This window comes from Gracilibacillus thailandensis (assembly GCF_010994055.1).
Taxonomy (GTDB): Bacteria; Bacillota; Bacilli; order Bacillales; family Amphibacillaceae; genus Gracilibacillus; species Gracilibacillus lacisalsi.
Map to the genome: position 1 here is coordinate 1 of NZ_WJID01000044.1, position 14,096 is coordinate 14,096.

The 14,096-nt window shown below is 36.5% G+C and carries 14 protein-coding genes and 1 pseudogene; 13 read left to right on the forward strand and 2 right to left on the reverse strand.

Annotated features, from left to right (window positions below; genetic code table 11):
• The first annotated feature begins 381 nt into the window (after nt 1-381).
• The 3 genes from GH715_RS13395 to GH715_RS13405 all read left to right on the forward strand — a co-directional run bounded on the left by GH715_RS13395 (nt 382) and on the right by GH715_RS13405 (nt 3,578).
• Nucleotides 382-1,194 (forward strand): S1C family serine protease, encoded by an 813-nt coding sequence (locus GH715_RS13395; RefSeq protein ID WP_153835780.1) that lies wholly within the window; start codon nt 382-384, stop codon nt 1,192-1,194.
• Between the two features lie 462 nt (nt 1,195-1,656).
• Nucleotides 1,657-2,388, forward strand: coding sequence for an RNA polymerase sigma-I factor (sigI, locus tag GH715_RS13400; protein WP_018934595.1), 732 nt, complete (start codon nt 1,657-1,659; stop codon nt 2,386-2,388).
• The gene (locus GH715_RS13405; protein WP_153835779.1) at nt 2,385-3,578 is read left to right on the forward strand and encodes an anti-sigma-I factor RsgI family protein; all 1,194 of its coding nucleotides are present in this window, start codon (nt 2,385-2,387) and stop codon (nt 3,576-3,578) included. The genes sigI and GH715_RS13405 overlap by 4 nt, the downstream gene beginning before the upstream one ends.
• 163 nt (nt 3,579-3,741) lie before the next feature.
• Here GH715_RS13405 and GH715_RS13410 read toward each other — a convergent pair whose 3' ends face one another.
• Nucleotides 3,742-3,975 (reverse strand): YhdB family protein, encoded by a 234-nt coding sequence (locus GH715_RS13410; protein ID WP_026287437.1) that lies wholly within the window; start codon nt 3,973-3,975, stop codon nt 3,742-3,744.
• A gap of 179 nt (nt 3,976-4,154) precedes the next feature.
• On the opposite strand from GH715_RS13410, the gene GH715_RS13415 reads away from it, so the two are divergent.
• The 5 genes from GH715_RS13415 (at nt 4,155) to GH715_RS13435 (ending at nt 8,778) form a co-directional block, all read left to right on the forward strand.
• Nucleotides 4,155-4,832 (forward strand): YhcN/YlaJ family sporulation lipoprotein, encoded by a 678-nt coding sequence (locus GH715_RS13415; protein ID WP_153835778.1) that lies wholly within the window; start codon nt 4,155-4,157, stop codon nt 4,830-4,832.
• Nucleotides 4,833-5,487: 655 nt separating this feature from the next.
• Nucleotides 5,488-6,135 (forward strand): class I SAM-dependent DNA methyltransferase, encoded by a 648-nt coding sequence (locus GH715_RS13420; RefSeq protein ID WP_153835777.1) that lies wholly within the window; start codon nt 5,488-5,490, stop codon nt 6,133-6,135.
• Nucleotides 6,136-6,142: 7 nt separating this feature from the next.
• Nucleotides 6,143-6,610 (forward strand): S-ribosylhomocysteine lyase, encoded by a 468-nt coding sequence (locus GH715_RS13425; RefSeq protein WP_153835776.1) that lies wholly within the window; start codon nt 6,143-6,145, stop codon nt 6,608-6,610.
• Between the two features lie 14 nt (nt 6,611-6,624).
• Complete coding sequence (locus GH715_RS13430; RefSeq protein WP_153835775.1) at nt 6,625-7,539, forward strand: PLP-dependent cysteine synthase family protein; 915 nt, start codon at nt 6,625-6,627, stop codon at nt 7,537-7,539.
• A 105-nt stretch (nt 7,540-7,644) separates the two neighbouring features.
• Nucleotides 7,645-8,778, forward strand: a complete 1,134-nt coding sequence (locus GH715_RS13435; protein WP_153835774.1) for a bifunctional cystathionine gamma-lyase/homocysteine desulfhydrase — start codon at nt 7,645-7,647, stop codon at nt 8,776-8,778.
• 293 nt (nt 8,779-9,071) lie between these two features.
• Here GH715_RS13435 and GH715_RS13440 read toward each other — a convergent pair whose 3' ends face one another.
• A complete protein-coding gene (locus GH715_RS13440; RefSeq protein WP_153835773.1) occupies nt 9,072-9,710 on the reverse strand; it encodes a DUF1307 domain-containing protein in 639 nt (212 codons plus the stop codon).
• A gap of 195 nt (nt 9,711-9,905) precedes the next feature.
• On the opposite strand from GH715_RS13440, the gene GH715_RS13445 reads away from it, so the two are divergent.
• From GH715_RS13445 to GH715_RS21950, 5 genes and pseudogenes are all read left to right on the forward strand, one after another.
• Entirely contained in the window at nt 9,906-11,279 is a 1,374-nt protein-coding gene (locus tag GH715_RS13445) for a dipeptidase (protein WP_153835772.1), read from the forward strand.
• Nucleotides 11,280-11,366: 87 nt separating this feature from the next.
• Nucleotides 11,367-11,738 (forward strand): rhodanese-like domain-containing protein, encoded by a 372-nt coding sequence (locus GH715_RS13450; RefSeq protein ID WP_153835771.1) that lies wholly within the window; start codon nt 11,367-11,369, stop codon nt 11,736-11,738.
• Between the two features lie 124 nt (nt 11,739-11,862).
• Entirely contained in the window at nt 11,863-12,558 is a 696-nt protein-coding gene (locus tag GH715_RS13455; RefSeq protein ID WP_153835770.1) for a response regulator transcription factor, read from the forward strand.
• A gap of 3 nt (nt 12,559-12,561) precedes the next feature.
• Nucleotides 12,562-13,959 (forward strand): HAMP domain-containing sensor histidine kinase, encoded by a 1,398-nt coding sequence (locus GH715_RS13460; protein ID WP_153835769.1) that lies wholly within the window; start codon nt 12,562-12,564, stop codon nt 13,957-13,959.
• A 49-nt stretch (nt 13,960-14,008) separates the two neighbouring features.
• Nucleotides 14,009-14,083 (forward strand): annotated as a pseudogene (locus tag GH715_RS21950) (methyl-accepting chemotaxis protein); the annotation flags it as partial.
• Nucleotides 14,084-14,096 lie beyond the last annotated feature (13 nt).

Sequence of the window (14,096 nt, forward strand, 5' to 3'; positions counted from 1 at the left end):
CGCCATATCACAAATCCAAGCATTAAACCGCCAAGATGCAATTATTTTATTGGAGAATGATTTACCTGACACATATAACGAATAAGAAGGTATCGTTTCAGAAGAAAGATATGATATAAGTCAAAAATCTCCTGTTTATTTTAAAAATACAAAATGCATCTTCAGCAAATATAGTATAAATGGAAGTCCCAGATAACTTTAAATACTAATTTGCAAGGTGCATTTACCTGACATTACAAATAGAACGTATCTTTCCGTCTTTACTCGATTTGATATCTTTACACTTCTCCCCCTATTCATATCCGATTTAAAACAAAATAAGATTTCATTCAATGAAAATGATATAATACACATAACAGACTGTTCTTGATGAGGTGTAATATGAAACATTCGAATGATAAAGAATGGGATATTATAGATGAGGATTTGTACGAAGAGTTAGATCCAGAAGAAATGTATGAGCTAGTGCAAGAGGAACGCCAAAAGCTGAAAGAAAACGAGAACAAAGAAGCAGAGCAGAAAAAAAAGCCACTTGTTCCAAAATGGGGGATATGGTTGATTGCAATAGCAATGTTTATTCAAGTCATTGCAATCCTTCCACAAACTTTTTCGATCCCAGCTATTGAGTTTATTCAAACATCTGCACGCTTAATGCAGGACGAAACGGTACAACAATATCGGGAAGCAGTTGTTGTTATTGAGGGAGAGGATAACAAAGGAACTGGTTTTTCGATATCGGATGATGGTTATATCATCACTAACTATCATGTAATAGAGGACCAGCCAAGGATCACTGTCGCTTTTCAGGAAGAAGGTTTGTATAATGGTGAAGTAATAGAAACCTATCCAGAAATAGACCTTGCTCTATTGGACATAGAGGCGGAAAATCTCCCCTACTTGGAACTAAGTGAGCAAAATGGTGAAGATCTGCTGGAAAAGGTTCTATTTATCGGTAATCCGCTACGTTTTAATGGTATTGCCAATGAAGGGGACTTAATAGGAAAGACACAACTGTCTACTTGGGAGAGGCCAGTCTATATGTTAGATGCACCAGTTTATCGGGGGAATAGTGGTAGTCCGGTATTAGATGAGCAAGGGGAAGTCATTGCAGTTGTTTTTGCAACTCAAAAGAATGAGGAACACGGCCGAGTAGGATTAGCCGTTCCAATAGAATATATGAATATTAATCAATAATTCGTTTAGACTCTCAGTTTTACTGGGAGTTTGTTTATTATAGGACAAACCCCACGGAAAGAGAAGTGGGCATTCGGAGTGATGGTCAAGCAGTTGAAATAATTTCATAATGGCTGTCAGAGGAATCATAAATCTTTAGCAGTTAGTGATAAAAACGGAACGGTTTTTTCTCACCTTGGAAAAAAGATATTGATCCCCGCTATTTTAAAGAGATAGGTTCAAATGGACTAGTTAATGTGATGAAATTTCTGTGTATATTTTATCATAATAAGTAAATGTATCTATTTTTTGAAAATAAAATTTAATGAATTGTAATTGAATCATGGTAGATAGAAACAAAATTTTCTTTTATTCTGGATAAAGTGACAAAATAAACTGGTGAAAATATACTTAATTTTTATAGATAACAGACAAAAAATCATAAATACAATACGAATTTATAAAGGACTGGTGGTGCCGAATATGATAGAAAGCCAGTTAATCGATAAAGAATATAGATTAGAAGACCAAATTGAATTAATACAGCGAGGTGATGAGCATTTACGAAATGATATAATCGAAGCATATCAACCGTTTATTGCAAAATGCGTTTCCGATGTATGCAAAAGATATATCAAAAAACAAAATGATGAGTTTAGTGTCGGGATGATTGCTTTTAATGAAGCAATAGAAATGTATTCAAGGGAGAAAGGTTCTTCATTTCTTGCATTTGCTCAAGTGATTATTAAACGCAAAGTAATTGACTATATCCGGAAAGAACAGCGACAATATATGTATCCGGCATTAAATATGAATGACGAAGATGAATTGGAAGAAAGTCCGTTACAAATATCTGAAGCCAAAAAAATATTTGAACTGGAAGAAGAATCCTGGAATCGCAAGCAAGAAATTCTCGAATTATCAGAACATCTAAAGAAGTATAAAATTTCGTTCAAAGAACTTACCGAAATATCACCGAAACACCAAGATGCGCGTGAATCGGCAGTGTATGCTGCGAAACAATTAATAAATGACCAAGATTTAAAAGAATATGTACTTCGTAAAAAAAGAGTACCGATTAAACAATTATTAAAGCTTGTACCTGTCAGCAAAAAAACATTGGAGAGAAATCGAAAGTATATATTAACGGTCTTTATTATCCTTACAGGTGATTATGTTTATTTAAGAGAATACCTTGAGGGGGTAGATCTGTGAAAAAAGGAATAATTGTGGAACATAAATCACGGTATACAATCGTGATGGACAAAGATGGTGTGTTCCACAAAGCAATACCAATGAAGGAAAAAGATATTGGTATGGAAACCTTGTATCAACAAAAACAATCCATCTGGCAATCATTTTTTCTGTTTTTTAAAGGACCAATAAAGTGGCAACTTGTTCCTATGGTGTTAATATGTTTACTGTTGATAAGCCCATTGTACATATGGGTAGCAGATGAAAAGGCTTATGCAGTAGTTAGTATTGATATCAATCCAAGCATGAATATTACGATTGACGAAAATTATCATGTGTTGGACGTTGAACCGATGAATGAGGATGCTGAGCAATTGATGGATAATTTGGAGGTAAAAAATCGTACCATAACATCTTTAACAGATGAAATTCTTAACATAATAACAATGGACAGAGAAGAGCCAGAGGCTGATCGTCCGGTTTTAATGGCCGTAAGCTATATTGATGAAGAAAAACAGGACCATCATTTTGAAGATGAATTAGGTAGTTATTATCAACATCTAGGATACCAAGTAGCCATTTATGAAGTTTCAGAAGAACTTAGAACACAATCTGAACTAGAACATGTATCAATGAACGAATTAACAGCACAGTCGTTAGAGGTAAGTGGAGGATCAGATGTCAAGCAAGTAGCAACTGAAAATGATACGCCTAAAACTTCCTTAAATACTGAGGAAAGAGAACTAATTGAAAATTTTTATAATCATAATAAGCAAGACCAAGAGGAAGAGGCTACTCAAGAAGAGATCGAAATTGATGAAACGGAACATGAAGAGAATGAAGAAGACATAGAGGAAACTAATGAAGGCGAATCGAAAAAAGAGACAAACGATCCTGTGATTTTACCTGCTAATGCAAGTGAACGTGCTAAAGAACAAATCTCAACGAATAATGGCAAAAAGAAAGATAATAACGGTAAAAAAGTGAGTGAAAAAAACAAAGCAAAGAAAAACGATAATGGTAAAGGGCAAAAGTCTAAATCAAAGTCAAAAGGAAAAAAGCAGAATCATAATAAACAGCATGACAAAAGTCATAGAGATAAAAAATCAAAAGGCAAACAGGATAACAGATTGAATAAATCAAAAATTAATCATAACAACAAATCAAATAAAAAAGATAAATCGCATCCTGGTAAAGGCCATAACAAATAAGCTTGAACTGTCATCGTTATTAGAGGTGACAGTTTTTATATTGGTTTAACTTCCACCTACTTGTAAACAAGAAGGCTTGTCACCATTAAAACTTGGCGACAAGCCTTTTTACATAATCGAACAAGCTCCGCGAATTAGGAGTGTCTCTTGGTTCGACGATTTTCTACTGTGAAGTAAGGCTCATTTGGCTGACTAATGCATGGTCAATATATTGCATTAGTTGTTCATGAGAAGTGATCAGGTATTCCTGTGAGCTTGGGTAGTGATAAGCATGTAAAAATTGTTCAATTTTTTTTGACAGCAAGTCATCATTAGTACGGACCATTAACACAAGCAAATCATCCCATTGCCCCCATAACGTATAATATAATGCTTTATCGTAGTCGATATTCAACAGATAATCCCCCTTTTTTTATATTGGTTGTATTCATTTTAGTTGGGGAATCATTAATTAGTGTGTGCGGTTTACAATGAAAAAGTCTAAAGAACTGTTGGTGTCGTTACCAAATATTAATTAACATAAGTCATTTTGTTTCTATCCATACTATTGATGATCATAAAAAAGGAGGGAAACAGATGAAGTTATCAAAGCCTGCTTTAGCGCTGACTTTCGCTACAACCTTAACAACTCTTGTAGCATGCGGCGGAAATGAATATGGCCAAGAAAATGGAGAATATAATGGTAATCCAGCACAACCGATAGGATACAACCAAACATCTAATGATCCAGCTAATGATCGAGCTAATAATAGAAATCAAACGACAGATCCAGCCCGCGGTCAAGATAATATTAACCGTAATACACGTGCAAATGAGAACAACCAATTCATGTTTGATGGCAGAACGAATCGAGATGCCGACAATATGACTAACTCCAGACGTGATGGTACTAACTATGATATAGCAGATGAAGCTGCAGAAAAAATTCAGTCTCAGGTTCAGGAAATTGACCGTGTTTATGTATTAACAACAGATAATAATGCCTATGTAGCGGCATCTTGGGATAAACGAACAAATAATGATAATCCTAACCGAAAGAATGACGAATTAACGGAAGAAACAAGAGAAGATATTACAAAAGCAGTAAAATCTGTTAACAATGATATTGACAATGTCTATATTTCAACGAACCCAGATTTCTTTGACTTAGCAGATGAGTATGCTAATGATGTAAACAGAGGCGAGCCAGTAGAAGGATTTTTCAGACGTATTGGAAATATGATCGAAAGAGTTTTCCCGAATAATGAAGAATAATTAAGGATGAGCAAGTATCTGCGGATACTTGCTCTTTTTTTCTTGTAAAGAAAGTATAAAATTTGCCCAGATGTCTAACTCCGAACGCCCGAAAACTAGTCGACTTCACGAACCGCCCTACGATAAGTCATCATCGGTTCGTAAACTTACTGTGATTCCTTTATCTCAGTTGATTCGCTCCAGTCGAAACGGTCGCCTTCGCTATTCTTTTTCTACAACGAATAACAGAAAAAGGATATTGGGTTTTATAAAACTTATTAGTAATTTCCTATGCCATACCTTGCACTTTCACAGGGATGACAACTCAAACTGCCAGATCTGACAAATGTTGTAGCACATGTATAAAGCGAAGGCCGCCCCCTTCCACTCCTGTGGGAATCGTTTGACCTGAAGATCCACTTTTTTGAGCGGTTTTGGCTTGAAAAAGTTAGCTGAAGGGCAAACCCCACAGAAAGAGAAGGGGCAGCCGGAGCGGTGATCAAGCTGTTCAAATATTTCCTCACTCATTACTACTAAATTAATAAAGGACCGGCGGGGTTAGCCGGTTTCATCCGTGTCGTATTTTTGCATATTAAGGCTATTTATGCTATATTAGTGTCAATTCCGATAAAACAGAGTAAAATAGTATGGATTAACATAGATGGAGGAGTTTACCATGGGGAGAGAGTTTTTGGAAGTGTTTGAAGAGTGGGCTTCTACGTATGATGAGGCAGTTACGGGTCACGACCCTCAGTATAGAGATGTATTCGAAGGATATGATACAATATTAAAGGAAGTTGCTCAGCTAGCAGAAGGAACGGTAATGGAATTCGGTGTTGGCACGGGTAATTTAACAGAAAAAGTGTTAGCGAAAGGATTACCTGTGATTGGTGTTGAACCATCTGATCCGATGAGGGAGTTAGCGAAAGAAAAATTACCTCAATTAGATTTATACGAAGGTGATTTTCTTGAGTTTCCATTACCAAGTAAGCCGGTGAATACGATTATTAGTACGTATGCTTTTCACCATTTAACGAAAGCTGAGAAGAACAAGGCGGTTGCTAAATTTTATTCCTTGCTAGCTAATGGTGGGCGCGTTGTATTTGCTGACACGGTTTATGAAAATGAACAGGCAGAACAACAAATTAAACAAGAAGCACATGAGTTAGGCTATCACGATTTACTGGAGGATTTAAACAGAGAATACTATCCTCAATTAGAGGAAATTCGAGAGCTGTTTGAACAAAATGGATTTCATTTTGAAGCGAAACAACGAAATAAGTTTGTCTGGTTATTTGTAGCTGAAAAATTCGAAGAGGAGTGATGGAAAGATGACTAAAAAAATGAATGTTGAAAGTTTTAATTTAGATCATACGAAAGTAAAAGCACCATATGTACGCCTTGTAGGGGTTACTACAGGACAAAATGGAGATAAAGTGTACAAATATGATATTCGCTTTTGTCAGCCAAATAAGGACCATATGGATATGGCAGGATTGCACTCAATTGAACACTTAATGGCAGAAAATATTCGCAACCATATGGACAATGTGTTGGATATCAGTCCAATGGGCTGCCAAACTGGTTTTTATCTCGCTATTCTAAACAATGACAGTTTTGAGGATGTTGTAGAAGCGTTAGAGAAAACATTGCAAGATGTATTAGAAGCAACAGAAGTACCAGCATGTAATGAAGTCCAATGTGGCTGGGCAGCTAACCACAGCTTAGAAGGGGCAAAAGACATTGCTAAGAACATGTTAGCTGGAAAAGATGAATGGCACATCGTGTTTGCTGAATAAAAGAGGGATTAAGATTGGCACTTTATAAAAATATACAACAATTGATCGGCGGTACACCGTTAATGGAGTTATCGAATTTCGAACTCCCAGACGGTGTACGACTTTTTGCGAAGTTAGAATTCTTTAATCCTGGCGGCAGTATTAAAGATCGCTTAGGAATCAATTTGATCGAAACAGCATTGGAATCTGGTGAGTTGCAACCAGGTGGAACGATTATCGAACCTACTGCTGGTAATACAGGGATCGGAATTGCTTTAGCTGCAGTTAATAGAGGATTTCGCGTTATTTTTGTTGTTCCTGAACACTTTAGTCAGGAAAAGCAAGTATTAATGCAAGCTTTAGGAGCAGAAATTATCCACACACCTAAAGATGAGGGGATGCGTGGAGCAATCGAGAAAACAAAACAGCTGCTTTCAGAAATCCCGAACAGTTATGCCGCGCAACAATTTGAAAATCCAGCAAATCCTGAAACGTATTACAAGACAATAGCACCTGAAATTGAACAAGACTTAAATGGTGAGGTTTCAATTTTTGTTGCAGGTGCAGGAACAGGTGGCACCTTTATGGGAGCTGCTCGATATTTTAAAGATCAAAATCCAGAAACAAAAACAGTAATTGTGGAACCTGAAGGATCGATTATTGCTGGAGGCGAAGCAGGAGCACATCGAACGGAAGGAATCGGTATGGAATTTTTACCAGACTATATGGATCGTGCATTATTCGATGCAATCCATACCATTGATGATGCTGATGCGTTTGATATGGTAAAGCAACTGGCAGAAAAAGAAGGCTTGCTAGTAGGGAGCTCATCAGGAGCAGCAATGGTTGCCGCCTTACGAGAAGCGAAAAAAGCAGAACCTGGCAGCAACATTGTTACCATTTTTCCTGATAGTAGTGAGCGATATTTAAGTAAAGATATTTATCAATGATGATAGCCGTCCGAAGTTTTTCAAAGAAGAAGGATAACGGACGCTGACACCCGAATCCGCTTGGACGTATCACAATTATATGTTTGATTCGTAGGAGGTATAGTGATGAAACGTAAAACAAAAATGGTACATGGTGGTATCACAGGAGATGAAAGAACTGGTGCTGTATCTGTACCGATTTATCAAGTAAGTACGTATAGACAACCTGAAGCTGGAAAACACACTGGTTATGAATATTCCAGAACAGGTAATCCGACACGACATGCATTAGAAACAGTTACTGCAGAGCTAGAGAATGGTCATGCAGGCTTTGCTTTTGCATCAGGAATGGCAGCAATTACAACTGTGATGATGTTACTAAAAGCTGGTGATCATGTCGTATTAACAGACGATGTATATGGTGGAACCTATCGTTTAACAACAAAAGTGTTGAATCGTATTGAATTGGGACACACTTTTGTTGATACAAGTGATATCGAAGCGGTAGAAGCAGCGATTAAGCCCAATACTAAAATGCTATATATTGAAACACCAACTAACCCGCTGTTGAAAGTAACCGACCTGAAAAAAATGAAAGAACTTGCTGATAAGTATAACCTTTTATTAGTGGTTGATAATACATTCGCGACACCTTATTTGCAAAATCCATTAGACTTCGGTGCAGATATTGTCTTACACAGTGCAACGAAATATATCGGTGGACACAGTGATGTGGTTTCAGGGCTTGTTGCTGTAAAGGACGAACAACTAGCAGAAGAAATTCACTTTGTTCAAAACTCTGTTGGTGCTGTTTTAGGTCCACAGGATTCATGGTTATTAATGCGCGGTATCAAAACATTAGGATTGCGAATGGAAGCAATCGAGAAAAATGCAAACAAAATTGCTGCTTATCTTGACCAACATCCAAATGTCGAGAAAGTATATTACCCTGGTTTAGCATCACATGCAGGGCATGATGTTGCTAAACAACAGGCAGAAGGATTCGGAGGTATGATCGCATTTGATGTTGGAAGTGGCGAAAAAGCGGATCAAGTATTGAGTAGAGCTGATTATTTCACCTTAGCGGAAAGTCTTGGTGCAGTAGAAAGTTTAATTTCGATTCCAGCACGCATGACACATGCTTCAATTCCAAAAGATCGTCGTGAACAATTAGGCATTACTGACGGATTAATTCGGCTATCCATCGGAATTGAGGATGTCGATGATTTAATAGAAGACTTAGCAAAAGGTTTAGACTAACAATAAAAACACTTATCTCTTGTTTCAAGAGATAAGTGTTTTTATAAATTGCTTCATAACGAGGACTCCCAAGTTAATCTTGGCTGAGCGCGGACATTTGTTCCACTATTTGTGACAAAAAGACCATTTTTAAGGTGGTCGCGGACATCTATTCCGCTATTCATCGGAAATAGTGCTAATAGAAGCCAAAATGAAGCAAATAAGGGATTCAATGTCCGCAACCATGGAAAAATAGGTGATTTTCAGTCAAATAACGAACTAAATGTCCGCTCAATCACAGTATGTATCTAATGCTATTCTGTTATAATCTCATATCCTTGTTGTTGCAACATTTGCACCGATCTTTGCAGGCTAATAAAATCGCTAGCTCCATCTTCCATCATTGCTCCTGTTAATTCCGCAATGTCATCAGGATTAGCTGTTTCAAAGTCTACTTTTGTCGTCTCGACGATTTGCTCCTCTTGATAATCAATGCTATGTGATAAACCTTCTATGTCTTGATACTGAGCCACACCTTCTTCGAACATAGCCTCCGCTTCCTCTTTATCAGCTATTTCTAATAGATCATAAGGAATAATACTATCTGCAGTTTGTTCGATAACTCGGTCCCCTTCAGCTTTATAAGCAATTTTAGAGACCATGCCTTCTTGTTCAAGTTGCAGCGTTACATTGTTTTCACCATCGGGATCAATATCTAAATCAAAAGAAGCTGTATCATTATCAGTTTCTATATTATCTTCATTTAAGTCCTCGATATCCGCTTCTTCCTCTGTAGCAGTATCCTCTTCAACTACTTCCTCATCAGTGTTTTCAGTTGTTTCAGTACTGTCATTCTCGGTACCCTCTTCGTTACTATCAACATCATCAGAATTACAAGCAACTAGCGTAATGCTGATAAGTAATGTAAGACAAAACATCATCCATTTTTTCAATCCATATCTTCCTTTCTTTTGAAATTTAGTAAAATGTTAGGTGCATAAACACAATGATAAATTAATTATCCTTTTTTAGCAACAATTACCATATTAATCCTCTCTCTTTTTTTTTACGTTAAACTTTTTTAATGAATGATTCCCCAATTCCATGTTAAACTATGGAAAGGTAGAAGGGAAAGGAATGTGATCAATATGAAAGAAGTAATGGAGTATCTTGAGAAATATAAGGAGCAACATTTAGAAGAGCTTCAACATTTTTTACATATACCAAGTGTCAGCACAGATTCAACTCATAAAGAAGATGTCAAAACAGCAGCCAAGTTTGTAGCCGACTATTTAAAGAACGCAGGCTTTGAAACCGTCGAAGTTCAAGAAACAAAAGGTCATCCACTTGTATATGCTGAATGGATGAATGCTGGAGAGGACGCACCAACTGTTTTATTTTATGGTCATTATGATGTGCAGCCACCAGATCCACTTGATCAGTGGGAAAGTGATCCTTTTGAGCCTGAAGTTAGAGATGGAAGGATCTATGCTCGTGGTGCCAGTGATGACAAAGGGCAAGTGTTTATGCACCTTGTAGTCTTGAAAGCATTTCTAGAAACGAAAGGCTCATTGCCAATCAATGTCAAAGTTTGTGTAGAGGGAGAAGAAGAGATCGGAAGTGCCAATCTTTATGATATTCTACATGAACAAAAAGAAAAATTTCAAGCTGATTTCGCGGTCATTTCTGATTCAGGAATGGTTGCTAAGGATCAACCAACCATTCTATATGGATTAAAAGGTTTCACTGGATTGGAATTTACTTTGAAAGGACCTGACAATGATCTGCATTCAGGTCTATACGGTGGTGCGGTAAAAAATCCCGCAATAGCAATGGCGCAGTTGTTAGCTACGATGAAAAATGAAGAAGAAGTTGTCCAAGTTGCTCATTTTTATGATCAGGTTGAACCTTTATCCGATGAGGAACGTACGTTAATTAAAGATGCCCCAAGTGAGGATTACGAAGAGTCTACTGGAGTGAAAGAAACTGTTTCGGAAAAAGGCTATACGGCAAAAGAGCACACGATGGCCAGACCGACTTTAGAAATCAATGGTTTATATAGTGGCTATCAAGGAGAGGGAACCAAAACGATTATTCCGTCAACTGCTACCGCTAAACTAACATGTCGTTTAGTACCGGGACAGGATCCGAAAGAAATTCAGGATTTATTAGTAAAGCATTTGGAGCAACATGTCCCAAAAGGTGTAGAGTTAACCATTAAACGGGAACCATTATCAGCAAAAGCATATAAAGTGGATCCTGGACATCCGCTAATTACGAAAGCAGCGGAAAGCTTTAAAGAAACTTTTGAAAAAGAAGCAGTATATGTTAGAATGGGTGGCTCTATCCCAGTTGTAGAATGGATTGACTCGATTTATCAAATTCCTGTCGTATTACTGGGATTCGGAACGCCGGATGATCGCTTACATTCACCAAATGAAAGCTTTCCAGTTGCCCATTTCGATAAAGGAATGAAGACGATTGTCCATTATTGGGAGAAAGTTAAATATCTTAAACAATAAAGTGAGACTATGATCAGTGATGGTCTTACAGTGATAAACTATGGTGTTTGTGAATCTTTCATCATAGGTAATGGAGGATAACTTAACATGTCAATCTTGTGGATTGTTTTATTACTGATCATCGTTATGGTGAGCCATCAATTCTATACACGTTATGTACCGATTAAAGGGATACCGTGTGTGGAGATAGATAAGAAGCGAAATCGGGAGAAATTAATGGTAGATATTCGTGACTATCAAGAGGCAGACAATGATAAAGTAGCAGAAGCGGTTGTAATTCCAATTCCATACCTAAGAAGACATTTTCACGAAATTCCTTCTAGGTCAGTTCATATTGTTGCTTCCAACCATGTCGAAAAGAATTTAGCAATTCGTTTTTTGAAACAAAAAGGGTTTGAAATAACAGGATATACTCTTACGAAATGTAGATGTAAGAAAAAGATAGGGAAACTAGCATAATTAGGAAAATAAACTTTACTTATTGTTTGAAAATAAGTAAGGTTTATTTTTTTGTCTAAAAGCCGTGTTCGATATATGATACAATAGTCTTGAATACATCGTTGGAACAGGGAGAGGAGATATAATGTTGAATCGGGCTAGTATATTAGTCGTGGATGATGACGCTGATATCCGACATTTGATTGGGATATATTTACAAGAAGCGGGGATGCAGTATAAAGAAGCAAAGAGTGGAACAGAAGCTTTAATCTTACTAGAAAATGAATCATTCGATTTGATCATTCTTGATTTTATGATGGATGATGCAGATGGATTACATGTATTGAACTTTCTTCATGCACACCAAATAGAGACACCTATTATTGTATTAAGTGCTCTTACAGAAATTAAAGGAAAAATAGAAAACTTAGGATTAGTTGCAGATGATTACGTTGCTAAGCCATTTATTCCGAATAAGCTTATCGCTCGTGTTATCGCAATCCTTCGAGGATCACAAAATCCTTCAACCATTGTATCGTTGAACCGTATTGAATGTGGACCGATTATTTTAAATGAGCGTTCACGATCCGTTGAGAAACATAAAATAAAATATAGCTTATCTCAAACGGAATGTGATTTACTATCTATGTTTATGCGCCATCCTGGACAAATTTTTACGAAAGATGAAATGTATACTTTGGTATGGAAGCATGACATTTTTGATACAAATAAGCTAGATACTCATATTCAATCTTTACGAAATAAAATAGAAGATGATCCAAAATCGCCTCAGCATATTAAAACAATTCGCGGGATTGGTTATCGTTTTGAAGGTGAATAGCTAATGAAACTGTCTTCCAAGCTATGGATTTATTTTATTATTAGTAGTATTACAGCAGTGATACTATTTATCAGTGTTAGTCTTCTTATAGGTAAAGTTAGTCGAACAGGATACACCAATGAAACATTAGAGACACTTGCAAATCAAGTAATTAGCGAAATCACACTTGCCGACAGGATTACTCCATCTTCTCTTGTTAAAACAATGGACGAATATCATTCTGATCATCCTTCAGTCCAATTTGAGTGGCTTAACACAGAGGGAATGATCCTATACTCCTCCAGCGATCGAACACAGCCTTATAGTTTTTCTGCATACAGTGATCTATTTATTAATGAACCATTCAACCTATGGATTCCAGAACATGATGTTAATTTGATTTATCGAACACAAATAAATGATCTTTCCTATTATTTGCATTTACAAGTCCCAAGTGAAGCAATGAATGATAAAGCTGTTTATTTTTATGTCCGTGAATGGTCTGCTTTTTTCACTCTTATTGTCCCATTTCTTGCTTTCATCATAACGCCTTATTTTTTTACTTATTTTTTCTTTTTTAAATTACGCAAGCGCTTAAAAAAATTGAATGAGGGATTATCTAAAACGACTCTTGACCAACAGATAGAAATTGATGATCAATCGATGGATGAAATTGGACAATTGAGTCAACATTTCAATATAATGTCCAGACGGATTCATGAGCAAGTCACTAAGATTCAAGAGCAAGAAGAAAAACGAAAAGCGTTAATTTCAAATCTATCTCATGATCTACGAACACCTTTGACGAATATACTTGGTTATGCTGATTCCATTCAAAACGGACTGTACAAAGATGAAAATGAGCTTAAGGGACATGCTAAGGTAATTGTTCGTCGCTCGCAATACATGGAGAAATTGATTAATACATTATTTGAAGTTTCTCAATCCGATTTGCATGGTATTCTACCACAGAAAGAATCTTGCAATGTACCAAGTATGTTACGAAAAATTTTGACTGAATATCTACCAGTTCTTGAAGCGAAACATATCCATATGGACATTGAAATTCCCGACGGTTCAAATAGCATTATGATAGATCCTCATTTAATTGAAAGAGTAATACGTAATTTGTTAGATAATGCGATTAAGCATGGTGAGAGCGGCAATTATATCAGAGTAAATTATATGGAGGATGATAATCAAGTAAAGGTTGCTATCATAGATCATGGAAAAGGAATTCCTCCTGAACAAATCCCTTTTTTATTTGACCGTTTCTATCAAGGTAGCCAAAACAGAAACAAAGAAAGCTTTGGATTGGGATTATCTATTGCCAAGGAATTTACAGATGCACATAACGGTGATATTACCGTTCATAGTATTCCCAATAGAGAAACATGTTTTACATTAATTTTGCCTAAATGAACAAATAAAAGCTTCCACAAATTAGAAAATAAACCTTACTTAAGTATGGATGGTAACAGATATTGCTGGGCAAACGAATTTACTTGCATTAAATGCCGCAATTGAGGCTGCCCGTGCTAAAGAAAATGACGAATAAC

Bases quoted from the DNA above. Each gene is read 5' to 3' on its own strand.
- GH715_RS13395 (WP_153835780.1), top strand. From the start codon at position 382: ATGAAACATTCGAATGATAAAGAATGGGATATTATAGATGAGGATTTG.
- sigI (WP_018934595.1), top strand. From the start codon at position 1,657: ATGATAGAAAGCCAGTTAATCGATAAAGAATATAGATTAGAAGACCAA.
- GH715_RS13415 (WP_153835778.1), top strand. From the start codon at position 4,155: ATGAAGTTATCAAAGCCTGCTTTAGCGCTGACTTTCGCTACAACCTTA.
- GH715_RS13420 (WP_153835777.1), top strand. From the start codon at position 5,488: ATGGGGAGAGAGTTTTTGGAAGTGTTTGAAGAGTGGGCTTCTACGTAT.
- GH715_RS13425 (WP_153835776.1), top strand. From the start codon at position 6,143: ATGACTAAAAAAATGAATGTTGAAAGTTTTAATTTAGATCATACGAAA.
- GH715_RS13435 (WP_153835774.1), top strand. From the start codon at position 7,645: ATGAAACGTAAAACAAAAATGGTACATGGTGGTATCACAGGAGATGAA.
- GH715_RS13445 (WP_153835772.1), top strand. From the start codon at position 9,906: ATGAAAGAAGTAATGGAGTATCTTGAGAAATATAAGGAGCAACATTTA.
- GH715_RS13450 (WP_153835771.1), top strand. From the start codon at position 11,367: ATGTCAATCTTGTGGATTGTTTTATTACTGATCATCGTTATGGTGAGC.
- GH715_RS13455 (WP_153835770.1), top strand. From the start codon at position 11,863: ATGTTGAATCGGGCTAGTATATTAGTCGTGGATGATGACGCTGATATC.
- GH715_RS13460 (WP_153835769.1), top strand. From the start codon at position 12,562: ATGAAACTGTCTTCCAAGCTATGGATTTATTTTATTATTAGTAGTATT.